Consider the following 26,543-nt stretch of genomic DNA (forward strand, 5'->3'; position numbering starts at 1 on the left):
TCGTTGAACGCATGCGCTCAACTGCATACGTGCCGCAACGTCGCCTCCCATTCGGCGGCGAAGCGGTCGATATGAAAGCGTTCCAGCGCAAGCCGTCGCGCACCTTCGCCGAGACGCCGCGCTTCGGCAGGATCGCGCAGCAGGCGCTGCATGGCATCGACGAGTGCGTTCGTATCGGTATGCACGAAGCCGCTTTCGCCGTTGCGTATCACAGTGGCGAGTTCCGTCGTGGCAAGCCCGACGATCGGCATGCCGATGGTCATTGCCTCGACGATTGCGAGACCGAGGCTCGTCCAGCGAATCGGATTGAAAAAGAAGCGGTATTGCGCGGTGAACGCAGCCAGATCCAGATTGCCGACTTCGCCGATTCCACCCGCCGATTCCGCATCCATGCCGACGAGATCGAGCGGAACGAGTTGCTTCGCCTCCGCGAATACATCGTTGCCGAGCCTGCGCCCGCGCTGCCTCAAATGATTGATGACGACGATGCCGCGTTCCTTCTCGCCGCTATAACGCACGCCTTCCGGCACAACGACGCCATGCTCGATCACGCGCGTGGGCGTCTCGCCGCTGTCCCACATCAGGCGATTGAAGTGCGTCACGTGTACCAACAACGTACTGCGATCATTCACCCAGTGACGCTGCTCGAAGGGATTCTCTTGCGGCGGATCATGTTCGATATAGACCCGCGGCAAGCGCCGTTGCGCATCGGACAGCAGGTTGATGCGATCGTCGTCCCAATGCGTGCGATGCTGAAAGAGCACGACATCGAATTCTTGCGAAGCCACTTGATCCGCAGGGACTTCATGCACGTTGTCGCCCCACGGCAGCACGCCGACCTTGCCCGCATAGCCCGGCGGATGACCGGGCTTGGTCACGAGATGGAAGTCGTGCTTCGCGTGGCTCAGGTAATACATGTAGTTGCCGTGGACATGCCACGTGAGCACGCGCAGACGTCGTTGATTAGCAGTGGGCATCGGTTTCCAGTTTTTCTGCAGGCAATTGAAGTCGCGCAACGTCGAGCACTTGCGCGACGCTGATATTCAGTGCGCACGGATGCCCATACGGGCACTCGCGAAACGCACAGGGGCGGCAGGGCGGATAGTCCGCAAGCACGCGATGACGTTCATGATCGAGCGGCGCCCAACGCCGCGTGTCGCTCCCCGATGCGATGACCACGCTCTTCGTGCGCATCGCCGCAGCAACATGAGAGAGGCCCGTGTCGTTGCATACGATGAGCCGTGCACGCGCAACGAGCGCCGCGAGTCCCCCGAGCGATGTCTTGCCGGTGAGATCGATTGCATCGACGCCAGGCGTGCCGGCAATGCTCGCCGTGATGACCGCTTCGCTCGCGCTGCCTGTCAACGCGACTTGCCAGCCGTCGCGTGCCAGCGCAGCCGCCACTTGTGCGAAGCGTTCGGCGGGCCAGCGTCGCGAAGGCAATTGCGATCCCGCATGAACGAGCACGAGGCGCGACGTATCGAGGCCGTAGCGTTCGATCAAGGCATCGCATTCGCGCGTGTCTTGTTGCGTCAGCGGAATCTCGAGTTGCGTATCGCGTGCATCGATGCCGAGCGCGTCCATCAATGCGTTATAGCGTGCGACTTCCTGAAGGTCATCGGGCCACGGAATGAACATGCCTTCGCGCGGCGCTTCGTCCGGCTTGAGAAAGCCCGCGTCGATGCGCGCGTGCATCTGCTCGACGATATCGTTCGCCACGCCGCCGCTGCCGTGCAATTGAATCGCGAGATCGAAGCGGCGCGCGCGCATTGCATCGTAGAAAGCGGGCAGATGTGCGTCCGTTTCCTTTTGCTCCGGAAAGCCGATGGCCCCCGGAAACACGATAAGTTCATCGATCAGATGCGCATAACGTTCGACGAAACTCTTCGCCCACGGCAAGCCGATCAGCGCGATACGCGCCTTCGGATAACCGCGACGCAACGCGCGCAACGCGGGCACGGCGCACAGCATGTCGCCGAGCTGAAGCGCGCGGAAGATCGCGATGCGCTCGACGTTGGCGGCTTTCATATGAACAGCACGCGGAACTTCACCGCGCCGTAGAGCCGCCAATAGATCGAGAGGAATGGAATCCACAGGGACGTCCACGCCATTTCGAGTATGTGCGAGCGCGTGAGCGCCGTGGACCTGAGCCGCTTGAAACAGAACCATGCGGAAAGGCATAGCCATATCTCGATGCCCAGCAGCCCGAGCGTCGCGTTGCCGTTTGCAAAGGCGAGCAGGGCGATCACGGCTACGGCGAGTATCGCGTAGTAAAGGAGCGGCGGTGTACTCCTGATGCGCGTCTTGAAGAGCTCGCGATGCTTCTTGTAGAGCAGCGCATCGAACTGACTCTTCTTCTGCTGCGAGAGACTCACGCCCCAACGCGCGGGACGCACGGGATGCAGCACGATTGCATCGTCCGAGCGAACGATATGCGCGCCCGATCGCATCAGCTTGAATTGAAGGTCCGAGTCTTCGCGCCATGCAGATGTGAACCGCGCATCGAAACCGCCGACACGCTTGAGCGCCGAACGCGTGACGAACGTGTTGGCCGTCGCGAACTCCGTATGCGAAAGGCCCGCTGCGTCCAGCTCGTAATCGGTCGGGCGCGGGTCGAGCGGCACCACGATGCGGCCGGACACCGCATCCGCGCCCGTGCCCGCGTGCAGCGCTGCAACGCCGGCCGCGAGCCAATGCGGATCGGGGATCGTGTCGTCGTCGGTGAAGGCGATCGACGCAGCGTTCGATGCCCGCCATCCCGCGTTGCGCGCGCCCGCCGGTCCTTGCGTCGCGGTCACGGGCACATAGCGAATGCGCGGGCCTTGCTCGAACTCGCGTGCAAGCGATGCCACGCGCGAACGCGTCGGTTCATCGGGACCGTCGTCGCATACGATGATCTCGTAACGCGCGTGGTCATAGTCCTGCGCGACGATCGCGCGCAGACAGCGTTCGAGCATGTCGGGGCGGCGATACGTCGGCACGACGACGGACACATCGAAGGCCATGTCCGACGCATGGCTCTCGCTGGCTTCATGCGCCGCTGCGTCTCTTGCATCATCGAACGGGATCGAGCCCGCAATCGTACTCATGCGTGCCCTCCCGGCTTCTCGATGAGGAACGGGCCGATCACGAGCGCATCGAGCGGCGACGTCCAGAACGATTCGACTGCATCGCGTGGCGAGTTGACCATCGGTTCACCGCGCGTGTTGAACGACGTGTTCACGAGCACCGGCACGCCCGTGCGCGCCTTGAATGCAGCAAGCAAATCGTAGTAGAGCGGATGTTGCGAGCGACTGACGGTCTGCACGCGCGCGGTGCCGTCGATATGCGTGACGGCCGGGATGCGCGCCTTCATGTCCTCGCGCACGTCGAACACGAAGAGCATGAACGGCGCGACGCGTGCATCGACGAACCAGTCGGCCGCGTGCTCTTCCATCACGACGGGCGCGACGGGACGAAAATCCTCGCGGTCCTTGATCTCGTTCAGGCGCGCCTGCATCGACGGATCGATCGGCGAAGCGAGAATCGAGCGTGCGCCCAACGCGCGCGGCCCGAACTCGGTGCGTCCCTGATACCAGCCGATCACGCGGTTCGACGCGAGAATGTCGGCTGTTTCAGCGGCGATATCGTCGAGCCTGCGATACGGCGTCTTCGACCACTTGAGGAAGTCCTCGATGTCCTTCTCGCCATAACACGGCCCGAGATACGCATGATTCATGTGCCAGCGACGGCTCTTGTCGCCTTCCTTCACGCGTTGCTGATAGTCGGTCCAGAGCGCCGCGCCGAGCGCGGTGCCTGCATCGCCCGCTGCGGGCTGAACCCAGATGTCCTCGAACGGGCCGCGATCGCGAAGACGCGCATTCATCACGCAGTTGAGCGCGACGCCGCCCGCCATCGCGAGATGCTTGAGGCCGGTGCGTTCATGCAGCCAGCGCGCCAGTTCCAGCGCGGTCTCTTCGAGCACGACTTGCAGCGAATGCGCGATGTCGTAGTGATGCTGCGTGAGCGGACCGCCGCGTTCGCGACGCGGACCGAAGCGTTCGACGAGACGCGGGGCATCGACGGTATAACTGCCGTCATTGCGATACTTCACGATCTCGCGGAACTGATCGACATAAGCGGGCTTGCCGAACGATGCAAGCGCCATGACCTTGTACTCGTCCGACGAATGCAGAAAGCCGAGATAGTCCGTCACGGCTTCATAAAGCAAGCCGAGCGAGTGCGGCAATTCCACTTGCTTCACGCGTTGATATTCGCCATCGACGAATTGACCGAGACTCGTGGTCACGCCTTCGCCGCGTCCGTCCATGGTGAGCACGGCGGTGTTTTCATAAGGCGCCGCGAGAAACGCGCTTGCTTCATGCGACAGATGATGATCGACGTTATGCCATTCGAAGCGCGGCGCACGTCCGCCGCTCACGAAGCGCTTCTTCAAATGATGCGGCGCGCCGTCGATCAACTGGCCGCGCGCATTGGCGATATAGCTCAGAAAGAGCGGGTCCCACGGCGATTCCGAAGGGTTGCTGCTGACATGCTCCGTCGGCATGAACGGCAGCGTGATGGTCGCCTTGGCCTGCTTCGGCATGCCTGAAAAAAGATGCGGGTCGTACGAGTAGGCAATGTGATCGACATCCGCGAGTTCGATGCCCGCTTCCTTCAGGCAATAGTCGATGGCATCGAACGGAAGTTGCCACGTCGAGAAGGGCACGGGACGCTTTGCGTGCTTCACATGCGTGAAGCGCTCGTCTTCGGCCGCCGCGATCACGACGCCGTCGTGAACCAGCGCCGCAGCGCTGTCGTGATAGACCGCATTGATTCCGAGTGTGTACATAAGGCGCGTCTCTCAGGGTAATGTCAGATGAGCGGGATGCTGTTCCGTGCGGGCATCGATGAGCGACAAGGCAGCGTCGACGACTTCATCGACGCTCACACCGAGCAGGCACGCGTGATGTCCTTCGGGACACACGCTGCGATAGCACCAGCGGCAAGGCACATCGTGATAGAGCACGCGATGCGGCGTTTGCCACGGCATGTGCTGCGGATTCGTGAGCGCATAGAGATCGACGACGGGCGTGCCCACCGCCGACGCGATATGCACCGGACCACTGTTGTTCGACACGAGCACGCGCGCTTCGTTGATAAGCGCCGCGAGTTCGCCGAGCTGCAGCGCGCCCGCAAGATTGACGATGCGCGCATCGCTCGCGCTGACGGCATCGCACAACGCGGCTTCGCTCGCAGAGCCGGTGATAAGCACGGGCCAGCCGGTGCGCGCGGCGACCACGCGTGCGGCTTCTGCGAATCGCTCGGGCGGGTAGCGGCGCGATGCAGCCGTCGCGCCGGGATGCATGACGAAGTAGGGCGCGTGAGGATCGATGCCGCGTTCATCGAGCTTGCGTTCGAGCGATGCTTCGTCGGCTGCGCGCAACGCAAAGCGCATACGTGTATCGCTCGCAACAGCGCCGACGCTTGCAACGAGCGCAAGCTGCCGTTCCACTTCATGCCGCGTTCCATGCTGCGGCTCGCGCTCCGCGACCCAGTCGGTCAACAGGCCATACGGATTTTCGCGGCAATGCGCGAGCCTTCGCGGAATGCTCGCGAGATGGCAAAGCATCGCGGCGGGCAACGGATTCTGGCTATACACGCTGAAGATGACGGCGGCATCGAAACCGAGCGATGCAAGGCGCTCGCGCATGGCGAGATCGGCGGCGGCGTCGATCGGTTTCTCGTGCTTCACCCATGGCGCGTGATATTCAATGACGTCGTCGATATCGTCGATAAAACGTGCCGCCTGTGCGCCCGATCCGGATGCAAGCAAAGTCAGATGCCGGCCCGGATACGCATGCTTGAGCGCATGTATCGCGGGCGTGGTCATCAACACGTCGCCGAGATTGTCGGGGCGAATGCACAATATGCGGCGCACGTCCTCGCCCCACACGCGTTGTGTAGCGACAGCGGGCGCACGCGCGTGCGCATCGGCGGGCTGGATCGTGACCGGGATTTCGCGCTTCATGTCGCAAGTTCCGTCGCTTGCCAAGAGCGTTCGATGATGCACGCGGCGTCGAACATGTCCTTCGCGATGGCATCGGGTTCACGCAGCGGACCGCGCTGCCATACCGTCTCATTGCCGTTATCGATGAGCACTGCACGGCAGCCCGCGCGATGTCCCGCTTCGATGTCGTCGAGAATATCGCCGACGAACCAGCTTCGTTCGAGATCCAGGCCATGTTCACGCGCCGCGCGCTGGATCATGCCGGGCGCAGGCTTGCGGCAATCGCAAGCGAGCGCATAACGTGTCACTGTTCCTTGCGGATGATGCGGGCACCAGTACACGCCCGCGATCTTCGCACCGGCTTCAGCCGCGAGTTCATGCAGCTTGCGTTCGACATGGCCGAGCGCGCTTTCATCGAACTTGCCGAGCGCGACGCCGCTTTGATTGCTGATCACGACGATCGGCACGTTCATGCGCGCGAACGTCACGAGTGCATCGAATGCGCCGGGCGCGAGGCGCATCTTGTGCGGATCGACGTTATAGGGCACATCGTCGAGCAGCGTGCCGTCCTTGTCGAGAAAAACAGCAGGCTTCATGCGCTCGCGCCGCCATATGCCGCGCGGCCGCTGCGGACTTCCGCTGCCGTATCCACGCCGGCCACGCGTGCATAGACCTGTTCGAGCGATTGCGCGACGCTCGCCCAGGTGAACATGGCGCGTGCGCGTTCGAGTCCCGCCGCGCCCATGCGTTCGGCGAGCGCCGGATCACGTTTGATGATCGCGAGCGCATCGGCAAGCGCAGCCGGGTCTTTCGGCGGCACGAGCAAGCCGGTTTCGCGGTGCGCCACCGAATAGCGTATGCCGCCCACGTCCGCACCGATCACGGGCCGGCCGCACGCCATCGCTTCCAGCGGCGTGATGCCGAACGGCTCGTACCACGGCGTCGTCACGAACACGTCGGCAGCGTTGTAGAAGATCTTGAGGCGCTGGCGTCCATGACGGCCGAGGAATTCGACCTTGTCACTTACTCCGGACTCCGTAGCAATTCCGCGCAGACGGCCGATTTCCGGCGTCGCGATTTCGTTCGCCTCATCGGAGTTGCCGCCGATCACATAAAGATGCGCATCTTCGTTTAGTTCGCGATTGCAGATGCCGATGCCCCGCACCACGTTATCGATGCCCTTGCGCGGCACCATGCGTCCGAGCTGGAGCACGATGAAGCGGTCTTGCGGCCAGCCGAGACGCTCGCGCGCTTCGGCCTTCTTCATCGGATGAAACTCGGTGCTGTCGAAACCGCACGGCACGAGATCGATGCGCGCAGGGTCTGCATGATAGAGCGCGAGAAGATCGGCTTCGTCTTGCGGGCACTCCGCGATCACCGAGTCCGATTCGCGCACGAGCGCGTCTTCGATATCGAAGCGTTCGTCGGGAAAGCCATCGCCCGCACCTTGATGAATGCGGCGCACGCGGCCGAGCGCATGAAACGTCGTGACGAGCGGCGTGCCGAGCGCTTCCTTGATGCGCATGCCCACGAGCCCCGACATGAAAAAGTTCGCATGCACGACGTGATAAGGCGTCGCCTGCTTCCTGAAGTAGCCGATCATGAAGCGCGCGAACTCGTCCATGTGCGGCAAAAGCTGCTCTTTGGGCAACTGCACCGGCGGACCCGCAGGCACGTTGATGACACGGATGTTCTGAATGCCTTCGAAGCGCGACACGAGCGGCAGCAGGGAACGGTCGCGCCGCGTGAAGACATCCACTTCATGGCCATTGCGTGCGAGGTGCCGCGCCACATGCGCGACATAGATGTTCTGCCCGCCGCTATCGACGCCGCCTGCCACCGCAAGAGGCGACGCATGCTCACTAATAAGTGCGATCTTCACGTGATGGCCCCTTGATCCGCATTGTTCGATGTGTGCTCCGAAGCGTTCGCGGTCCGAGGATTGCGGGCAGGCTCCGAAGCAACCTGCTGGGTGAGCATTCGTTGTGCCACGCTCGCGAAAATGCGCAGGATCGTTTGTTCGTTGGTAGACGAAAGCAATTTCGTTAAGACGCTTCGCACTCGATGAGGCGCTTTTACACGGTGCGTGTAGTTGTGCGCGCTGGCGCGCGACCGCGCTTAACGGCTTTCGCGGCGGCGGTCGTCATCGCGAACGATCGCCCGCATCATCTGAACATGACGGCCCACCACGCGGCGTTGCGTGAGCGCCCACGGCAGGCCGCTCAGCAGTTGCGTTGCATCGCTCAGCAGCGTGCGTTCGCGATGCATCACGCCGAGCGCACGCACCGTCGAGTCGATGGCTTCGCGCAAGGGCAAACGCAGCCATGCAACCCACGCTGCGTTACGCGCGAGCAGACGGCGGCGCAGCGCGCTGTCGCGTATGGGCGAGGGATGGTGATGAAGCACGAGTTCATCGGCATAGACGAGTGCGTGGCCGTGATCGAGCATGTCGAGCGCGAGCAACGACTCCTCACCGCCGATGAACAGCCGCGGCTCATAGCCGCCCATCGCTTTGAACACGGTCGTGCGGAACACGCTTGCGCCTGCCATGTAACCGACGAGCGACGGCCCCGGCAATCCGCGCGCGCCGAGCGGACTCACGCGCATGCGTTCGCAGGTTTCATCGGCATCGCCGTCTTCGCCGACGACCACGCGCGCGCTCAGCACCGCGACGCGTGGAGACGCATCGAGAATCTCGGCCGCGCGTGTGAGCGAGCCTGCGCCCCACCACGTATCGTCATCGCAGAAGGCGACGTACTCGGTCCGCACTTTGTCCACGCCAAGATTGCGGCCCGCCGCGCCCATGTTCGACGGCGCGACGATCAGTTCCACTGACGGGAACGCTTGCGCCACGCGTTCGGCGGTATCGTCGGTCGATGCATTGTCGACCACGATGATCTCGATGCGGTCCGGCAATGCCGCAAGGCGCGCGAGTGTGTCGAGCACTTGTTCGGCGCGGTTATACGTGAGCACCACGACGCTCACGCGCGCGTCGCCATGCGCAACGTGAGACGTCGATGCTTGCGGCAACGCGCTCATCGTCGATCCTCGGCGGGCGCGAGCGTCCAGAAGCGCTCGGGCAGGAACACGTCCGCATAGCCGTTATCGCCGAACGCCTTCAACTGGCTCGAATATGCAGCCACGGCTTCGCGCTTCTTCGCATCGCGGCGTTGCAGTTCGGCAGGCGGGGGAAGCGGTGGATTGAACGGCGTCGCTTCGATGCCGCGTTCGTGCAAATCGGCGAGACGCTGCTGCACGACGCCCGGCATCGCGCGATATAACCCTTCCTCATATCCGAAGCACGTAAGCGTGGGATGCGCGAGCCACGCATCGCACGCGCCCTGATGCACGAGAATGTGGTCCGAATGAAAGAGACCGAGCGGCATCAACAGCACATCCGGACGATGCGCGTCGATTGCGTCGATCAATGCGCGCGCGATCGTTTCGCGAGTGGCTTTCGCGGACGCGGGCGAGTAAGGAATGTACTGTGAGTCGAGCAGGCCGAGATGAAACGGCTTGGCGCCCAGCACGCCGAGCGCGCGCTTGTCTTCTTCGAGGCGCGCGTCCATCGCGTCGAATGCGCTCGAAAAGCCGCATTGGCCGTCCCAGTCGGTCGCCGCGTCTTCAGCGGGGCGCGCCGTGAACACGGTGCAAACGCGCGCATCCGCTGCGCTGACGATAGCCGCGCCGCAGCCGAACACGGCGTCGTCGAGATGAGGGGAAATCACCAGAAGTCTGGACGTGGCGTCGAACATGAGCGAGCGTCGAGTGGGGAACGGCTCGTCGACGCGCAAGTAACGGGCCACGTCCGCGTGGCGCAAAAGCGGGCCGTGCTAGAAGCGCATGCCGACGCCCGCCTCGATGATGTCCGCGTCGCGGTCGTAACGCGTCACCATGCGATTCCACGTGAGACGCGCAAGCCAGCGGTTCGTGAAGCGATAACTCGCCGATAGCGACACGAGGCCCGAGAAGCGTCCGTCGCCGGTGCGGTTCTGCGGCAGGTCGTCGTTCTGCGTGATGGACAGATACGGGCCCGCGCCGACGCCCAGCGTGAGGCGGTCATCGAAGAACGCGCGCGTGGCCCAGAGTTGCGCGGCGACGCCATCGCGGCGCGACTGCACGTGTCCGCCTTCATGCAGATACGACGCGGTGAAATCCACATAACGCCACAAGCCGCGCCGATACTCCACGCCCGCCGCCAGATTGGTTTCCGAGTCGAGACTATTGAGCACGGTGGTGCCGAGCATCAGCGTGACTTCGTTGCCGGTGACGTTGGTCGTGCGGGATGGGGCGCTATCGCGCGGACCGTGTCCGTTCGGCGCGTCGAGCTGATAGCCGATGCCGAAGAGCAGCGCCGTCGTATCCGGACCGCCGAACGCCTGCACGCGATTGAGTTTCATCTGCGCGATCCAGCGATTATCGAAGTAATACGCGGCGCGCAGCGTGAACATGACGCCCCAGCCATGCGTGTTCGAATAGTTTCCGCCGGCTTCCGCCGCGCTGGTATCGAAGTAGCGATACGGCCCCGCACCCGCCGACAGTTCCAGCCGGTTGTCCATGAGCGGCATGCGGCCCCACAACTGCACGGATTGTCCATCGCGATGATGGTTCGGAACATGGCCTTCGTTGACCCACGAGAAGCTCCACGCGGCATACGGCCCGAGCCCTTCGCGATAGTCCGCTTCCCATGAATACGTGTTCTGGCTGCTGGTCTGGAGCGGGCCGGCGAGTACCGAAAATTCCTGCGCCTGCGCGCTCTTGCCCCTGACGGCCAGCGAAATGCAGGCAATTGCAAACGCGGCGGTTTTACGTTGTCGTTGTTTCGGAATGTGAGTCATCGAGCATGAATTGAATGGCGAATGTCCTGCGTTTCGTCCTGGACGGTTCGCCGAGAATACCGTCTAAATGCGAATCATGCACAACCTGTCGCGCTCAATGTTCGTCGACGCACGGGCGAATCGCGCGAACCGCGCTACAAATGAGGCTCGGGATTCTGCTTGCTTCGAGCACGCACACGCCGGTCTTCCGACGCGCTGCCTGCGTGAATGACTGCATGGTCCGGCCATCAACGTAGCGAGGTCAGCAATGGACTGCATTCCAGTCGATTACCAGGGCGCTGAACTGTCGGCGGTCGTCGTGCATGCGGCGGGCGAGTTCGTATCGACCGTGCTGATCGAGCGGCCCGGAGGCGTGCGTCGCGCGGTCGGCCCGTTCCGTCCGTTCGCGACGGCGCGTGCAGCGGAGCAGTTCGCCATCCAGTACGCAAAGGATGTGCTGGACGGCCGTCATGTGACGACGGAACCGCGGACGGCGGCGGGGTAAGCGGAGCCGGCCGGTCGTCAGCCGCGCGCGCGGCCCAGCGACGCATCGAGCCACGCGATCAGCGCCGCAGTCGAACACGCGCCGCTTCTGAAACCGATATGTCCATCGGGTCGCACGGCCCAGATCATGCCGCTTCGCGCACCGAACGCCGCGGCGAATTCGCCAGCGGAATCGATCAGCGTGCGATAGCGTTCGCTCGCGCCGGCCGCCGCTCCCGGTGCGACGATCCGCAGCGCATTCGACGCCGCGCCCAGCGCGCCGCGCCACGCATCGACGGCATCGGCGAATGGGGCGTCGTCGAAATCGCCTGCGAAATAGCCGACGAGCGCATGCCTTCCGCCACCGATATGCGCCGCCAGCCGCTGCCGATGGCCGATGAAGTCCTCCGTCAGACCGCCGATTTCCGGCACGCGATCGCCCGGTGCGGGCAGTTCGGGCCCGATGTCGCCGCATTCCTCCGCGACGATCGGACTGTCGCGATAGGCCACCAGCAATTGCGTTTCGCGCATGGCCGGCTTCACTTCGCCGTGGGCGAGCACGGTGTTGAGCGCGCGGCTCGTCGATTCGACCACATCGAGGCCCACTGGACGGCGCTCGGCCTCATAGCTCGCGAGCAGCGACTCATGCGCGAGCCCGCGCGCCGCGAGCGACAGCTTCCACGCGAGGTTGTGCGCGTCCTGCAAGCCGGTGTTCATGCCTTGCCCGCCGACGGGCGGATGAATGTGCGCGGCATCGCCGGCAAGAAAGACACGTCCGCGCGCGTAATGCTGCGCGATCCGATGACTCACGCGATACACCGACGCCCAGCGCATCGTCGAGAGACGCGTGCCTTGCGGGAGGATCGGCAGCATGATGCGCTCGACGTCGGCGAAAGGAGGCGCGGTGACGGAGGCGAGGCGGGCGGCGTCGTCGGGCGGCAGGACCATCGAGAGGCGATAGCGTCGCGGCGATCCTTTCACCGGCACCGCGGCGAGCGTCGCGGGGCCGCGGCCGTCGCTGCCTGCGGAGTGATTGATGCGCATCATCGGACCGCGCGGCAGGTCCCACTCGACATCGAGATCGGCGAGCATGAAGGTCTGCGGATATTGATCGCCTTCGAACGGCGCGTTGAGATGCTGGCGCACGGCGCTGCGCGCGCCGTCGCAACCGACGAGCCATCGGCAACGAAGCTCGCGTGTCTCGCCTTGCGCGGTCTCGAGCGTACATAGCACGCCGCCGGAATCTTCCTTGAACTCGACGAGCGTCGTGCCGTATTCGACGTATCCGCCATGTCGCACGAGCGCACGTTCGAGAATGCGCTCGGTCTCGTATTGCGGCAGCGACAGCGCGCCATAAGGCATGTTTTCGCGCGGCACGGGCGTGCTGGAAACGAGCGCGCCGTCCTTGTAGGCATCGACGCCCGTGAGCCAGATGCCCGACTCGATCGCCTCCTGCACGATGCCGATATCCTCGAACAGCTCCAGCGTGCGCGCCGTCACGCCGAGCGCCTTCACGAAGAACACGCGATGCGCGTGGGCATCGATGATGCGCACATCCACGCCATCGCGATGCAGTTCGGCGGCAAGCATCAGGCCGACCGGGCCCGCGCCTGCAATCAACACTTCGGTCGTTTCGGGCATGTGCGGGCTCCTGTCGAATGGGAAGGCCGTCGTCCTGCAAAGCATAGTCGTGGCGGGCGCGCGCGTGGGCGCTTTCTCCGTTCAGACGAATGGCGCAGTGCGCGATGTGCGGGCGTGCGCGCGCGTCCGTTATCATGCGCGCCTTGGCCGACGCCATCGCCAGAAATCAAAGAACGCAACATGAAGAACGACACACCACAACAGACGAAACAACCGGCAAGTCAGACGATAGAGCGCGTCAACTACTGGGCGGTGGTTTCGGTTCTGCTCGGCACTTTTCTCGGCAATCTGGATTCGTCGATCGCGAACGTCGCGTTGCCGACCATCGCGCACAACTTGTCGCGCAGCGCCGCCGATACGGTCTGGGTCGTGACCGCGTATCAGCTGGCGGTCGCGGTGTCCGTGCTGCCGCTCGCCGCGCTCGGCGAGATGCTTGGCTTCAAGCGCGTGTTTCTGTGGGGCGTCGTACTGTTCACGCTGGCGTCCGTGGTCTGCGCGGTCGCGCCGACGCTGCCGCTCCTCGTCGCCGCGCGCGCGTTGCAGGGCGTGGGCGGGGCGTGCATGTCGACCATCGTTCCGGCGCTCTTGCGGCAGGTTTATCCGCCGAAGCTCGTCGGGCGCGGCATTGCGCTGCTCGGGCTGACGGTCGCGCTTTCGGCGGCGCTCGGGCCGACGGTCGCGGCGGGCATTCTTTCCGTCGCGAGTTGGCGATGGCTCTTTGCCGTGAACGTGCCGCTCGGCGTCTTCGGCCTCTTTCTCGCCGGCGCGATGCTGCCGGCCGGCACGCCCGCCGCGACGCGTCGCTTCGACTTCGCCGGCGCGGCGTTGAGCGGCATCACGATTGCGCTGTTCATTCTCGGCGTCGGCGGGCTCGGCGCGGGCGAAGGCGCGGCAAGCGGCGGGGCGCAATTGCATGCGCTGCCGATTGTCGAGATCGCGCTCGCATGTGTGGCCGGATTCGCGCTGATCCGGCATCAACGCGGACGCGCGGCGCCCCTCGTGCCGCTCGATCTGTTGCGCATTCCGATTCTTTCGCTGTCTTCGGTGACGTCGGTTTGTTCGTATGTCGCGCAGACGCTTGCGTATCTCGCGTTGCCGTTCATGCTTCAGCATCAGTTCGCCCGCAGCGCGACGACGACCGGCTTGCTCGTGACGCCGTGGCCGCTCGTGATCGTGTTCGTGGCGCCGCTCGCGGGCCGCCTGTCCGACCGTCACGCGCCGGGACTGATCGGCGGCCTGGGCCTCGCGATCATGACCATCGGGCTATGCCTTCTGATCGGCTTGCCGGCGTCGCCTTCGAACGCGGATATTGCTTGGCGCGTCGCGGTGTGCGGCATCGGCTTCGGCCTTTTCCAGACGCCGAATAACCGCATCATGCTGACGTCGGCGCCGCATGAGCGCAGCGGCGCGGCAGGCGGACTCATGACGATGGCGCGCATGATCGGCCTTTCGCTCGGCGCGGCGCTGGCGGCGGTCGCGTTCGGCGTGTTCGGGCAGGGCGGTGCGCGGGTTGCGCTGGTGGGCGGGGCGGTATCGGCGGCGCTGGGCGTGGCGGCGGGCGTGGTGCGGGTCGTCAAGACGCGTTGACGCGCGCGAGCGCGTTCGAGTGGCGCCTGACGCAATAATTTGCAAGTCGTTCGACGGTGACGGATAAGCTAGGCGCCCTTGCACGTTCGCTTGCTGATCCGACATGGTCACACTCATTAGCTGTTTTTCCGACCGCCGCGCGACGTATTCGCGCGACAACCACGCCGCATTCTGCCGCCACACGCGCGCGCGTCATCGAGACGAGCCGATATCGAGCAGCGCCGATTCGCTCGAACTCGGCGTGCTCTTCAAATATCAGATGATCAGCGATCGCCTGGCGCAAGCTGCCGAGGGCGAGCTATTGATATTCGCGACCGAGAATGCGCTTTTCGTGCGGTTCGAGGATTTCGAGCAAATCATGGCCGGACGCGACAGCCTCGTGACGAAGGGTTTCTTCGGCATCAACACGGATATGTTCGTTATCCGAAATAATGATGAGAACCGCCGCATAGCACGAGGCATGGCCGCGAGATGCCGCGAGTTTTATCGATATGGCGAGTTCGTGACCGAGGAAGCGTTGCTTGAAGCGTTTCCGGTGGTATCGGATGTGGAGTTCGTCAACGGCGTCATTCCGATTGCATCGATGTGGTCGGGGCAGCATCCTGATCTTCGTGGCGCGCCGGTCATTGCGGTATCGCTGGTATTCACGCCGCGCCTGTATAGCAAGTACGGACCGCGCTGGCGCGCCGTGTTCGCGCGTCATCTCAACGAGTGCCACGCGTCGCAAGAGAGGACTGTTTTCGACATTGCGCCGCCCGAGCCTGCGTGCACGGAGCCGCTGACGGCGTATCAACCGGGCAGGCCGATTGCGTTGGTCATGCTTTACACGCCGAACATTGCGGGCTATGCGCGATTTGGAGAGGCGAGCATGCGCGCATATTGCGAGCGCCACGGCTACACGTTGTATCAGTACCGTGATGTGCCGGTGGATTTTCCGCGTGAGGCGTGCGGCAACTGGTCGAAGCCGTTTCTATTGGACAGGCATTTGCCGAATCACGAGTGGGTGTTCTGGGTGGATGCCGATATTCTGGTGATGAACCCTGCGGTGAAACTGGAGCAGTTCATGGAAGGCCGCGACCGCGTGTTGACGGCGGACATATGCGGCTGGCGCTTCAACAGCGGTGTAATGGGTTTTGCCAACACGGAAGCGAATACGAATGTGATTCGAAGCGTGCTAGCGCGCGTGCTGGAAACGGAGGATGTGAAGTACACGTTTTCGAGTCAGGGTGACCAGTTTTATTTCATGGAGCAGATGATTTCACATGGCCTGTGCCCCGCCCCGGACTCGCCCGAACTTATAAGCTTCAACGCATTGAACACGCCGTGGTACTTCGCGACCCCGGCCACATTCATGTGTCACTTCCACGGCCTGAGTACGGAATTACGGATGTTGTTCATGTCGATGAACGCGGTGCCTGAAGGCGGCTTCGAGTGGATAGAACAGCAACGAGGTTAGCGACGCGCGTTGCAAGCGTTGGTGTTGTCGAGCCAGGGGGCTCGCATGGGGTGGTGTTCAGTGGGCGCGGAGGGTGATTCAAGGCTGATTCAAGCTGAGTGCCAACGTGGTTCTACGAAGTGAGCAGACATTCAATGCTTTGGGCCCGAGAAGCTGCTTTCTTTGGTTACTTTCTTTGCAGCAGCAAAGAAAGTGACCCCCGCCCCGGGGAGGGGCACCCAAATAGACCGACGCGATAAGAAACTCCCACGACAGGACCGCCGCTTGCTGCAAAGAAGGAGTGGATAACCAGAGAGAAAGAAGGAGGTCACGATGACGCAGATACCGCGTACGACATCCGACGATATGGATGAACCGCCAAGCGGTGCGACCCCATCCAGCGACACGCGCCAGCAAAACCTCGACGCAGAAGAAAAGCAAAACCACGAAGCGAGCGAAAACGCGCTGCCTTCGTCGCAGGACAAGAACCCGATCCCGCCCGATTCCACGCGCCGCTAACGTACGGAGCCACCCCGATGAGTGACTACATCGATTGCATCGCCGCTTTGGATCGCTGCGCCGCCGCGTGTCACAACTGCGCGTCCGCGTGCATCGCGGAGGGCCATCTTCCGGAGATGGAGAAGTGCATTCGCCTGGACCTGGACTGCGCGGCACTGTGCCGCTTCACGTCCGAGTCGCTCGCACGCGACACGCAATTCATGCGCGATTTCTGCGACCTGTGCGCGCGAATCTGCGATGCATGCGCCGACGAATGCAGCCGGCATCCCGCCGATCACTGTCAGGCGTGCAGCGACGCGTGCCGCCGCTGCGCCGAACTGTGCCGCGCGATGTAGACCTCATGCCGCATCGGGCGATCCTTTCCACGCGAGACTGCGAGCGCGCACGCGCCTGACCGGTCTCGCGTTCTGACGTTTGCGCACGAGCGTGCGGACCGCGCGAGCGAGGGCAAGATCGATCGCGCCTCGCCAGTCGCGTGCAATCGATGTCGCGACGACCTTCTGCTCGCGAGTCACTTGCAATTCCACCTGGCATCGCTTGTCGACGCCGCCGCGCGGGCCGTTGATGTCCGAGAGACTAACCGTAGCCTTCGAAATGAGCCACGCGAGCCGGCGAAACACGAATTCGGTGCGTGCCCTGGCAAGCTCGTGCATCGAAATGCCTTCGGGGTCGCGCGACTTGAACAAGAGTTTCATGGATGCCTCCGTGTTGAAGATGAGTCCAGCGTACGGAGATGGCGGCATCGGAAAAAGCAGCATCGTTCGAAGCAGCACTTCGTAAAAACCGCAGTTACACGCCTGCACTGGCGAGCACGCGCTGCGTCAGCGGATGATGCCGCCCGCGTCGCGACACGATGGCATGCACTTCCTCCTTCACTTCGGGCGAGCGTCCGAGCCAGCGAAGACCGCGCAGCAGCGGCACATCGCCCGCGCCGAATTCCGCGAGCGGAAACACGCCGAGCCCGCGCGCGCCGAACACCGCCATGAGCGCACTGTCCTCGAATTCGCCGACGACGCGCGGCGTGATGCGCTGGGTTTCGAGCCACCGATCGAGTCGCGCGCGCAACGATGAATGACCGGTTGGAAGAAGAATCGGCAGCGAAGCGAGGCTGTCGGGGAAGTGATCGATGGCGCTCTTGCGCACGATCGACGCGGGGCCATACCAGTCCACCGGCGATGCGATCAACCGTTCGCTCGTGAGCCGCATGTTCTGGTTATGCGGTGCGGGCTGGCTTGCGAGCACGAGATCGAGGCGATGCAGCGCCAGTTCGCCGAGCAGTTCGTCGGTTTCGCCTTCGTGACATAGGAGACGCAGCGAGGGATCGCCGAGCACGGGCGATAGCAGTGCCTGGGCGGCGAGCTTGGAAATGCCATCGGAAAGGCCGACCGCGAAACGCGCAAGCGTGCCGCTCGCGGCTTCTCGCACTTCGTCGTGAATGAGTTGGCCGATCTGGAAGATCTCTTCGGCGCGCGCGAATGCTGCCTGGCCTGCTTCGGTCATCGTCACGCCGCGACCGGCGGGCTTGAGCAACTGGTGCCCGAGCGATTTTTCCAGTTCCCGCACTTGTGCGCTGATGGTTTGCACCGCCATGTCGAGCCGTTCCGCCGCGCGAGCAAAGCCGCCTTCTTTCACGACGACCCAGAAGTAATGCAAATGGCGATAGTTGAGCATCGTTGAACTCTCCTTCGAATGGCGATTCTCGGTGGTTCGTAAAAACCGAACTTTCCATTCGATTATCGCTGATTTTTTCGGCGTCTCCGCGTGGGCGATGATCATGGCTTACCGCACATCGTCGAACTGCTCATGGACTATCTTCTTTCCCTCGCCGCCGATCCCGCCGTCTGGGCCGCACTCGTCACGCTCATCGCGATGGAAGTGGTGCTGGGCATCGACAATCTCGTGTTCATCTCCATTCTCACGAACAAGTTGCCGGAGCACCGACGCGCGCGCGTGCAGCGTCTTGGCATCATGCTCGCACTCGTCATGCGGCTTGCATTGCTCGGCACCGTTGCGTGGATCGCGCGTTTGACACAACCCGTGTTTTCCGTGTTCGATCACGCTTTCTCCTGGCGCGATCTCATCCTGCTGGCGGGCGGGCTGTTCCTCGTGTGGAAGGCGACCATAGAAATGCACCATCACGTGCGAAAGGATTCACAAGGTGAGGGCGTCGTGTCGAAAGTGGGGACGATCACGGCTGGGGCCGCCATCGGCCAGATTCTGCTGCTGGATCTCGTGTTCTCGGTCGACAGCATCATCACCGCTGTCGGCATGACCGAGCATTTGCCGATCATGTTCATCGCGGTGATCTTCGCGGTGGCCACGATGCTGTTCGCCGCGCAACCGCTGTCGCGCTTCATCGAACGTAACCCGACCGTCGTCACGCTTGCGCTCAGCTTCTTGCTGGTGATCGCGATGACGTTGATCGCGGAAGGCTTCGGCACGCACGTGCCCAAGGGATATGTCTACGCCGCGATGGGATTTGCAGGTTTTGTCGAGGGATTGAATTTGCTGGCGCGCAACGGGCGAAGGAAGCGGGAAGGGCTTATGGCTAAAGGCGAGATATCCACATTTTCGGTGAACAAGCCTGTGGACAAGCCCGGGACCGGCACGTTATCCGCTTGAACCACCAAAGAATTCTTCAGCCCACGTTCGAATGCGCAGCCGCACACTGACGATGGAGTGAATAGCTGTTAGATTCCCACGCTTGGGCCACCGATTCGCAAGAAAGGAGCAAGCATGAGACGCAAATCGTCAGGGGCGGCAGTGGTGGCGGTGCTGGTCGGTGTCGCCGTTGCCGTGACGCTTTATATCGCGAGCTTCGGCAAGTCATCGCACCATGCGGAAGACTCGTCGGCGTCCGGCCATGCCATTGCCACGCAAGATCTCTCTGCAAGCGATACCGCATTCAGTGCCGCAACAACTGACTCGGCATCCGGCCCACGCGCACAAACCGCAGCGCGCTGACTTACAAAAGACACGCGAGAAACAGGAATATGACTTGCTTCAAGGCTTGCCAAAGTCAAGCCGGAGCACGTCACGATGGGCCACCCGTCCCAGCACATTGCACACGCCGAGTTACCCGTCGATGCGCGCGGCGTGATCGGCAACATGAAGACGGCCGCGCTCGTATCGATACGCGGCGCAATCGACTTCATGTGCTATCCGCGCATCGATTCGCCCACGCTTTTTGCTTCGCTGCTCGATAAGGAGAACGGCGGTAGGTTTTCCATCGCCCCGCGCGAGCGCGATGCGAACGTCAAGCAGATGTATCTGCCGGAGACGAACGTCCTGCTCACGCGTTTCATGACGGGCGAGGGCGTGTGCGAACTGCTCGACCTGATGCCGGTGCCGTCGTCCAAGGCGCGCGTCGATGACGTGCCGAACTGCGTGATGCGTATCGTCCGGCTGATATATGGGCGCATGACGCTCGACGTGCAATGCGATCCGCGCTTCAACTACGCACGCGCGAAACATACGGCGCATGCCGTGGAAAAGGGCGTCGAATTCCGGCCCGCCGATAACTTCCCGCCAATGCAATTGCGTGCGAGCGTGCCGCTATCTATCGAAGACGATGGCGCACGCGCGGTGCTTGAGATGAACGAAGGTGATTCGGCATGCTTCGCGCTTGGCGCCGTCGATGAAATGCCCAAGCTCGATTCGAAAGAAAAGTTTGATGGCATGCTGAGCGAGACGATCGGCTTCTGGAAGGAGTGGTCGTCGCGTTCGACATATCGTGGACGGTATCGCGAAGTCGTATTGCGATCGGCGCTGACATTGAAATTACTCAGCTCCGATGAGTACGGCGCAATCGTCGCCGCGCCGACGTTCGGCTTGCCCGAAGCGCAGGACGGATCGCGCCGCTGGGATTATCGCTTCACATGGATACGCGACGCCGCGTTCTCCGTCTATGCGTTGCTGCGGCTCGGCTATACCGGCGAAGCAGAGCGCTTCATGCGATGGATTGCCGAGCGCAATCGCGATTGCAGTTCAGATGGATCGCTTAGCGTGATGTATGCCGTGGATGGCGAGCAGGCGATGGAAGAAGCGGAGCTATCGAGTCTTGCGACTTCGGTGCCGGGGCAAGTGTTTATCGGCAATGGCGCGCGTGACCAGACGCAACTCGATGTGTACGGCGCGCTGCTCGATTCGGTTTATCTCTACAACAAGTACGGTGCGGCCATTTCTTATCAGGGCTGGCGGCATGTGACGCGCACTGTCGATTATGTCGTCGAACATTGGCATGAAGCCGATCATGGCATCTGGGAATTCCGCAACGGTACGCGGCCGTTGCTGCATTCGCGGCTGATGTGCTGGGTCACGGTCGATCGCGCGCTGCGGCTTGCGCAGAAGCGTTCGTTGCCTGCGCCGCTGGCGACATGGTTCAAGACGCGAGACGAGATTCATCGCGACATTCACGAGCAGTTCTGGAACGAGGATCTGCAGTCGTTCGTGCAGACACCGGGTTCATCGACACTGGATGCTTCCGCATTGATGATGCCGCTCGTTCGCTTCATCGGTCCGAAAGATCCGCGCTGGACCGGCACGCTCGATGCCATTGGCCGCGAATTGCGCGTGGATCCGCTGATTTTTCGCTATACGCGCGGCGATACGCTCGACGGTTTGCCCGGACTGGAAGGCGGCTTTAGCGCGTGTTCGTTCTGGTATGCGGAAGCGCTGGCGCGCGCGGGGCGTGTCGATGAAGGGCGGCTCGTCTTCGAGAAGATGCTGGCCTATGCGAATCACGTCGGGCTGTTCTCCGAGGAAGTCTCGACCAGTGGCGAAGCGATGGGCAACTTTCCTCAAGCGCTCACGCATCTGGCGCTCATCAGCGCGGCGTATCAGCTGGATCGGGATTTGGATCGGACGCATGTGGCTTGGACTTGATCGCGCGGGGCCATTTTGATTGGCTCGCTCGGGTCACTTGACATAACATAAATTAGCAACATTTTATTAGCCGCTTCAAACACCGACTTCTACGGGACTCGCCATCAACCGCGCCCAAGCGCAAAAGACGACGAGTCCCAACCGAGGTTGTTCAAGCCTTCCTGAAAGGCACACCCGGCGCATGCACGGTGATCGTCGGCTGCTGCACCGGCGCCGTGCCTTCTTTAGTCACGCTCTCGCACAACGCAATAACTTGCGCGGAACTCACCGGATTGAACAGCGAATGATCGACATCGGGAAACGTCGTCACACGCACGCTCTTATAACGCGCGAGGCGCGCGCCGAGCTTGCCGCAATGCGCAGCGAGCACATCGAGACCAGCGTCATAGCTTCCATACACGAGCACGGCTTTCACGCCTTTCGCATCGAGCGCGCGAGCAATGGCCTGAGGCGTCGTGGCCTGCTCCGGCGAAATCTGACTCAAGCCGTCCAGCCGCAACGCATCGGCAATACGCGATCGCGCGCGCGTCGTCACGTAGCTTCCGATAAAGCCGAGCACGCGCAGCAGATTCTTGTCGCCGCGAAAAATGGCTCTCCATTTGTCGAGTTCGAACATCGATGCTGCATAGCCGGCCATGGAATTGCGCGTCGATTCGCGCATTGCTTGCGCCGTCTTGTCTTCCGGCTGCTTGAACGTGGGGATATTCACCGCGATCACACCGGTGATGGCCGTTTCCATCACCGCGGCCTTTAGCGCGTGATATCCGCCCGAACAAATGCCGAATGAGAGAATCGACTTATAGCCCTGACGCGAGAGCCATCGCGCAGCGGCGGCCGTGTCCTGCGTCGCAATCGGGTTATAGATGCGGCTGTATGGCGTGTCCAATTCCGTGGCGCCCGGCACAGCGGGACTATCGCCACGACCGCGTGCATCGACGCGCAATGAAGCGATGCCGCGCCGCGCAAGGTCTCTTGCAATGCGCACGGAAAGTCTGCTGTCGCCCACTCGCGAACTGGACGACGTATTCGCAAGAAGAAACACCGGGCCACGCGACGCTGCGAAGCGCGGCTCGCACACGATGCCGAAAAGGCTTTCCTCGCCGATGCAAACCGGACGCTCGATAGCTTCCGGCGTCTCGATGCGCAGATCTTCTTCAGGCCACGGGGAAAATGTTTTGACGGCCTGTCGAGGCTGATCGCCTGCAATCCAGTCGACGACCTTGGCGAATGCCGCATTCGGCATGACCGTGAAAGCGGTTTCCTGAATGAAACCGGTCATGTCCTCGAAGGGCTGCGACTGCGCATCCACGCCGGCATCGACGAGCGCATCACGCAACGGATCTTTTGAACCGACGCGTGCGTGCATCAGCAATGCACGGCGCGCAGGTGCAACGCCCGCACGCTTGACGCTCGCCGCAAGATCGATCGATTCGAGGTCGCGCTTCATATCCTCGCCATACACTTGCCCAAGGATATTGAGCGGTCCGTCTTGCGGCTGAATTTCGCGCAACGGTGCGGCGAGTTGATCGAGCCATGTCTTGCGCGTCACGCTCAGTTCGCGCATATAGGTGCGTCCACTGACGACAGGCGCAAGCAGCACGAGATCATCGACAGGACGACGCAGCGCCGCTTGCACCGCGAACGCCGTGCCGACGCGAAACCCGCACAGCGTCACATGTTCGACGCCCGTTTGAGCCTTGAGAAAGTCGACGGCCGCCCCGACATCTTCAATCGAAGACTCGTATTGACCGGGCGCGGCGTCTTCGCCCCAGGAGTCCCCGGTCCCGCGATAGTCGAAACGCAGTACCCAGATACCGCGTGCAGCGAGCGCTTCCGAGAGGACGCGCATGCCGCTATAGGTCCAAACATACTCGTGACCGTACGTGTTGCAGAGCACGACGCCTCGGTTGCTCGCGCCTGCATGAAGCCATCCGAAGCGGCTTCCGAATACCACCGGTTTCATTTTTTATGTCCTCTCTCTGGCGGCGCACAAAGTAAGGGAGTTCCCCGCTCCCGTCTGCCTGGCTTCCCGTGCGATAGCGAATGAGTGAAGGCCATTCGCAATGCCGAATCCGCTATGAATTGAAAGCGGCGAGCAGGCTAGTCCGTGCAATTATAGGAATCGAAAGCGATCCGCAAAGTCGTATTCCCACATTTCTGCTCAATTAGGCTATTAATTGGCGGTCCAGGCAGCGTCCGTATTTACTATGCCATTTGGGAAATATTCATATCGCGTACGCTTCTTTGCGCGTATGTGCGGTGACGAACGTGGAGAGAAGCGAAATTGAAATGAGTGAGAAAACAACTGAAGAAACAGACCCCGGCGATTACGCCGAGGCCTTTGAGCAAACTTACTACGCGGCCATGACCGTCTTCGCGCGGCTCTCTTCCGTGCCGCGTGCATGCGCGTAGACGCGCGCGCGTTCACGCGCCACGAGCGCCTTCTTGCGAGCAAGCGTCTGTCGCTGGTATTTGGGATCGCCCATCGACATGACGTATTCGTTATGGCGATAGCGCAGATAACGCTGAAAGAATTCCGTGCCGGGCAAGCCGCTATCGAGCGCGAGAAGCACGCCATAATCGATATCGCGCAGATCGCCTAATGTCTGCACGGCAGACTCGAGCGCGGCATATCGCTGAACGAGTGGCACGCCCTTGTCACATAGTGAATGAAAACGCTGATACGTCAGCAATTGCCGATGAGATGCGCAGCGTCGCAATGCCTTTGCAAGCCGTTGGCTCAATTCGGTTTCCACGTTTCCTCCCGTAAGATCCCCGGGTTACACGCGCAAAGCTCCCTTGACGTCATTCGACGCGCGAACGACGGCCCGTGCTTAAAGACTTTCAACTGCCGAAATCAAAGTGACATGCCGACCGTCACCGCGCGCGTTGCGCCGATGAGAAGGCTCGACGGAGAATGCGGCGGACGCGTAGTATCGCCGCGCACCTTTCTCGTCACGCGTCCAAAGACTCAAAGAAAAGATAAGATTTCCGCGCGAGTTGCGCGTGCAAGTACGTCGCGACTGTGGGCGTTATCAAGCTCGGAATCGTTTGCGCGGCGTCCTTACGAATACATGCTAGCAAACATGCAGCGTCAAACCAAGAAAAGTTTGCTGTCCCTCAGGGAAGTCTCTCAAGTGCGAACTGTATTCGGCAATTATTTCTTAAGCGCGCGGTTCGTTCCGACTGTACGGCGTTGCGGCGCGAAACGGGCGTCGCCCAGAGCCGCACACTTTAAGGATGGTTTAAGCATCGAAGACTAAAAAGGATCATGCGGTTGCGGCAAGCATGATGGTTCCGTGACGCGTCCACGCGGATGGTTGTACCGGGCAACGCTTTCGGCGCACGCAACGGCGCATGAAGCGCAGGCGATGACCATCCCATTTGAGCCCGGCTCCAAGCCGGGCTTTTTTTTGGGTGCGTGACGTCCCTCAGGACATCACGCTTCATGCACCAAAGAGTCAGCGAACTCAATGGCCGAAATAAACGGGCTTGCTGCCATCGTTCATGGGCCGTAGCGCCCGCATGCCCGCCGCCGACGTGCCGCTATTCACGCCACCATACTCGTTGTTCTGATTCGGCATCGCGCCGTTCTGCCGCGATGCGCGGCTTTCCGCAGCCTGGATGTCGTTGGGGTAAGTCGTGCGATCCGATTGGCCGGGGTTATAGCCAGCGGCTTCCACCTGCCGCAAGTCCTGCTGCACTTGCGAGCGGGTGACAGACGAGTCGGTTTGAGCGAACGAAAATACCGGCGCTGCCAGGACGGCAGCGGCGGCCACAGCTTTGACGAACGATTTCATGTCGAACCTCCGGTTTGTAGGGCAGCGCAAAGTATTTATGCGCTTGCCACGGAATTTCAGCATCGTCCGTGCCCGGCATTCAGCGCTTCTCTGCGCCCTTCCCGGCCTGGTTCTCCAAAAGTTTGACGAGCACATGAAGCATGCGATTAGCAGGCGTCGGTATGCCCAACGCCTCCCCGCGCCGCACGATCAAGCCGTTCAAATGATCGATCTCGCTGTGCTTGCCGCGCGCCATGTCTTGCGCCGTCGATGAATATTGATTGGGCATCGTCTCGGCGATACCGCGCACCGCCGCATCGACGTCGCCGGGAATGGTCACGCCATCAGCTTTCGCAACGGCCAGGCATTCATCGACCACATCGCGCATTGCACGCGTCACGCCCTCGCCCTGGACCAGACGTCCGTAGGGTGTCTGTGTGATCGCCGATAGCGCGTTGTAGGCGCAATTGAGCACGAGCTTGGCCCATAGCGCACCGCGCACGTTATCGGATATCTCCGTCGGCACCGACGCAGCCACCAGCGTGCGAGCCACCTCTTCACTCATGCTCGACGGTTCGATCACCAGCTCGCCTCTGCCGTGATGCCTGATATGCCCCGGCCCTGCCATTTCAGCCGCGACATAGACCACGGCTGCCGCCACTTGCTGCGGCAGCAGTTCGCGCAAGCGCTCCGCATTCTCGACGCCGTTCTGCAGCGACAAGACAAGCGTGCGTTCATTCAGATACGGTTCGAGCGCGAGCGCGGCGCTGTCCGTGTCCGTCGACTTCACGCAAAACAGCACGACGTCCGCGTCTTTTGCCGCGCTTGCTTCGGTGCTTGCGCCAAGACGTACGTGTTCGTCGAAGGTCTTTGTATCGAGCCTGAGGCCATCGCGTTGAATGGCTTCGACATGCTGTGGCCGCGCGATGAGCACGACATCATGACCCGCGCGTGCAAGCATGCCGCCGTAATAGCAACCCACTGCACCCGCACCCATTACGGCGATCTTCATATCGGTTTCCTCGTTGCATTCACGGACGAGAAAATAACATAACGCCGCAATGCACTGACTGCGATGCCTCGTGAGCGGCAAACGCTTGCGTGCCGCGCCGCGCTCTTTGCTTTGTGTGCCGACGCACGATAGTCAGTCGAATTCGTTATGAACCATATTGTTAAACCGTGGCGTGGGACGCTACGCTTTGCTCCAGCGGATCGACGGGTACGTGCCCAACAACGGCCGACCGCTATGGGGATTGTGCTGCGTGCTCGTTCCGTATCGGCAATGAGTATTGGAATAACGATCGCGGCACAGGGAGACCAACTCACGACGCACCGAGGCGTCAACATCAGGAAGAACAAAAAAGCGGCAGCGGCCCGCCAAGGGGCACCGCATGGCCGAAGCGTGGGCG

General features: G+C 62.0%; 25 protein-coding genes. 8 read left to right on the plus strand and 17 right to left on the minus strand.

What is annotated here, in order from left to right:
* Positions 1 to 17: 17 nt before the first annotated feature.
* The 10 genes from NCR39_RS18200 to NCR39_RS18245 form a co-directional block, all read right to left on the minus strand.
* The gene (locus NCR39_RS18200; RefSeq protein ID WP_250453459.1) at positions 18 to 977 is read right to left on the minus strand and encodes a glycosyltransferase family 4 protein; all 960 of its coding nucleotides are present in this window, start codon (positions 975 to 977) and stop codon (positions 18 to 20) included.
* Complete coding sequence (locus NCR39_RS18205; RefSeq protein ID WP_250453460.1) at positions 964 to 2,028, minus strand: glycosyltransferase family 9 protein; 1,065 nt, start codon at positions 2,026 to 2,028, stop codon at positions 964 to 966. Before NCR39_RS18205 ends, NCR39_RS18200 begins: the two co-directional genes overlap by 14 nt.
* Complete coding sequence (locus NCR39_RS18210) at positions 2,025 to 3,005, minus strand: glycosyltransferase family 2 protein (RefSeq protein WP_250453670.1); 981 nt, start codon at positions 3,003 to 3,005, stop codon at positions 2,025 to 2,027. Before NCR39_RS18210 ends, NCR39_RS18205 begins: the two co-directional genes overlap by 4 nt.
* An 80-nt stretch (positions 3,006 to 3,085) precedes the next feature.
* Positions 3,086 to 4,831, minus strand: a complete 1,746-nt coding sequence (locus NCR39_RS18215; RefSeq protein WP_250453461.1) for a carbamoyltransferase family protein — start codon at positions 4,829 to 4,831, stop codon at positions 3,086 to 3,088.
* A gap of 12 nt (positions 4,832 to 4,843) precedes the next feature.
* Positions 4,844 to 6,010 (minus strand): lipopolysaccharide heptosyltransferase II, encoded by a 1,167-nt coding sequence (gene waaF / locus NCR39_RS18220; RefSeq protein WP_250453462.1) that lies wholly within the window; start codon positions 6,008 to 6,010, stop codon positions 4,844 to 4,846.
* On the minus strand, positions 6,007 to 6,585 hold the full coding sequence (locus NCR39_RS18225) for a D-glycero-alpha-D-manno-heptose-1,7-bisphosphate 7-phosphatase (RefSeq protein ID WP_250453463.1): 579 nt from the start codon (positions 6,583 to 6,585) through the stop codon (positions 6,007 to 6,009). The genes waaF and NCR39_RS18225 overlap by 4 nt, the downstream gene beginning before the upstream one ends.
* Positions 6,582 to 7,871, minus strand: coding sequence for a glycosyltransferase family 4 protein (locus NCR39_RS18230; protein WP_250453464.1), 1,290 nt, complete (start codon positions 7,869 to 7,871; stop codon positions 6,582 to 6,584). The genes NCR39_RS18225 and NCR39_RS18230 overlap by 4 nt, the downstream gene beginning before the upstream one ends.
* Before the next feature lie 236 nt (positions 7,872 to 8,107).
* The gene (locus NCR39_RS18235) at positions 8,108 to 9,028 is read right to left on the minus strand and encodes a glycosyltransferase family 2 protein (protein ID WP_250453465.1); all 921 of its coding nucleotides are present in this window, start codon (positions 9,026 to 9,028) and stop codon (positions 8,108 to 8,110) included.
* Positions 9,025 to 9,744, minus strand: a complete 720-nt coding sequence (locus NCR39_RS18240; RefSeq protein ID WP_250453466.1) for a PIG-L deacetylase family protein — start codon at positions 9,742 to 9,744, stop codon at positions 9,025 to 9,027. The genes NCR39_RS18235 and NCR39_RS18240 overlap by 4 nt, the downstream gene beginning before the upstream one ends.
* A gap of 78 nt (positions 9,745 to 9,822) precedes the next feature.
* Positions 9,823 to 10,827 (minus strand): hypothetical protein, encoded by a 1,005-nt coding sequence (locus NCR39_RS18245; protein WP_250453467.1) that lies wholly within the window; start codon positions 10,825 to 10,827, stop codon positions 9,823 to 9,825.
* 247 nt (positions 10,828 to 11,074) lie between these two features.
* On the opposite strand from NCR39_RS18245, the gene NCR39_RS18250 reads away from it, so the two are divergent.
* Entirely contained in the window at positions 11,075 to 11,311 is a 237-nt protein-coding gene (locus NCR39_RS18250) for a hypothetical protein (protein WP_250453468.1), read from the plus strand.
* Positions 11,312 to 11,328: 17 nt separating this feature from the next.
* On the opposite strand, the gene NCR39_RS18255 is transcribed toward NCR39_RS18250, so the two are convergent.
* Entirely contained in the window at positions 11,329 to 12,930 is a 1,602-nt protein-coding gene (locus tag NCR39_RS18255) for an FAD-dependent monooxygenase (protein WP_250453469.1), read from the minus strand.
* 180 nt (positions 12,931 to 13,110) lie between these two features.
* Between NCR39_RS18255 and NCR39_RS18260 the strand changes: the two genes are divergently transcribed.
* From NCR39_RS18260 to NCR39_RS18275, 4 genes are all read left to right on the plus strand, one after another.
* Positions 13,111 to 14,517 carry an MFS transporter gene (locus NCR39_RS18260; protein WP_250453470.1) on the plus strand — a complete coding sequence of 469 codons (1,407 nt, stop codon included), beginning with the start codon at positions 13,111 to 13,113 and terminating at the stop codon, positions 14,515 to 14,517.
* Positions 14,518 to 14,758: 241 nt separating this feature from the next.
* Entirely contained in the window at positions 14,759 to 15,973 is a 1,215-nt protein-coding gene (locus NCR39_RS18265; protein ID WP_250453471.1) for a glycosyltransferase family protein, read from the plus strand.
* 312 nt (positions 15,974 to 16,285) lie between these two features.
* Positions 16,286 to 16,471 carry a hypothetical protein gene (locus NCR39_RS18270; protein ID WP_250453472.1) on the plus strand — a complete coding sequence of 62 codons (186 nt, stop codon included), beginning with the start codon at positions 16,286 to 16,288 and terminating at the stop codon, positions 16,469 to 16,471.
* 17 nt (positions 16,472 to 16,488) lie between these two features.
* On the plus strand, positions 16,489 to 16,806 hold the full coding sequence (locus tag NCR39_RS18275; RefSeq protein WP_250453473.1) for a four-helix bundle copper-binding protein: 318 nt from the start codon (positions 16,489 to 16,491) through the stop codon (positions 16,804 to 16,806).
* Between the two features lie 3 nt (positions 16,807 to 16,809).
* Here NCR39_RS18275 and NCR39_RS18280 read toward each other — a convergent pair whose 3' ends face one another.
* Positions 16,810 to 17,166, minus strand: coding sequence for an HPF/RaiA family ribosome-associated protein (locus tag NCR39_RS18280; protein WP_250453474.1), 357 nt, complete (start codon positions 17,164 to 17,166; stop codon positions 16,810 to 16,812).
* A gap of 94 nt (positions 17,167 to 17,260) precedes the next feature.
* Complete coding sequence (locus tag NCR39_RS18285; protein WP_250453475.1) at positions 17,261 to 18,142, minus strand: LysR family transcriptional regulator; 882 nt, start codon at positions 18,140 to 18,142, stop codon at positions 17,261 to 17,263.
* A gap of 132 nt (positions 18,143 to 18,274) precedes the next feature.
* Between NCR39_RS18285 and NCR39_RS18290 the strand changes: the two genes are divergently transcribed.
* The 3 genes from NCR39_RS18290 to NCR39_RS18300 all read left to right on the plus strand — a co-directional run bounded on the left by NCR39_RS18290 (position 18,275) and on the right by NCR39_RS18300 (position 21,355).
* Positions 18,275 to 19,093, plus strand: coding sequence for a TerC family protein (locus tag NCR39_RS18290; RefSeq protein ID WP_250453671.1), 819 nt, complete (start codon positions 18,275 to 18,277; stop codon positions 19,091 to 19,093).
* Between the two features lie 114 nt (positions 19,094 to 19,207).
* Positions 19,208 to 19,435 carry a hypothetical protein gene (locus tag NCR39_RS18295; protein WP_250453476.1) on the plus strand — a complete coding sequence of 76 codons (228 nt, stop codon included), beginning with the start codon at positions 19,208 to 19,210 and terminating at the stop codon, positions 19,433 to 19,435.
* A gap of 75 nt (positions 19,436 to 19,510) precedes the next feature.
* On the plus strand, positions 19,511 to 21,355 hold the full coding sequence (locus NCR39_RS18300; RefSeq protein WP_250453477.1) for a glycoside hydrolase family 15 protein: 1,845 nt from the start codon (positions 19,511 to 19,513) through the stop codon (positions 21,353 to 21,355).
* Between the two features lie 151 nt (positions 21,356 to 21,506).
* On the opposite strand, the gene NCR39_RS18305 is transcribed toward NCR39_RS18300, so the two are convergent.
* The 4 genes from NCR39_RS18305 to NCR39_RS18320 form a co-directional block, all read right to left on the minus strand.
* Positions 21,507 to 23,318 carry an alpha/beta fold hydrolase gene (locus tag NCR39_RS18305; protein ID WP_250453478.1) on the minus strand — a complete coding sequence of 604 codons (1,812 nt, stop codon included), beginning with the start codon at positions 23,316 to 23,318 and terminating at the stop codon, positions 21,507 to 21,509.
* Positions 23,319 to 23,709: 391 nt separating this feature from the next.
* Positions 23,710 to 23,967 carry a hypothetical protein gene (locus tag NCR39_RS18310; protein WP_250453479.1) on the minus strand — a complete coding sequence of 86 codons (258 nt, stop codon included), beginning with the start codon at positions 23,965 to 23,967 and terminating at the stop codon, positions 23,710 to 23,712.
* 858 nt (positions 23,968 to 24,825) lie between these two features.
* Positions 24,826 to 25,155: a DUF4148 domain-containing protein gene (locus NCR39_RS18315; protein WP_250453480.1), complete on the minus strand. Its 330-nt coding sequence runs from the start codon at positions 25,153 to 25,155 to the stop codon at positions 24,826 to 24,828.
* A 79-nt stretch (positions 25,156 to 25,234) separates the two neighbouring features.
* On the minus strand, positions 25,235 to 26,146 hold the full coding sequence (locus NCR39_RS18320) for a ketopantoate reductase family protein (protein WP_250453481.1): 912 nt from the start codon (positions 26,144 to 26,146) through the stop codon (positions 25,235 to 25,237).
* Positions 26,147 to 26,543 lie beyond the last annotated feature (397 nt).

Origin of the sequence: Caballeronia sp. ATUFL_M2_KS44 (assembly GCF_023630965.1) — a bacterium.
In the GTDB taxonomy this organism is placed as follows: Bacteria; Pseudomonadota; Gammaproteobacteria; order Burkholderiales; family Burkholderiaceae; genus Caballeronia; species Caballeronia concitans.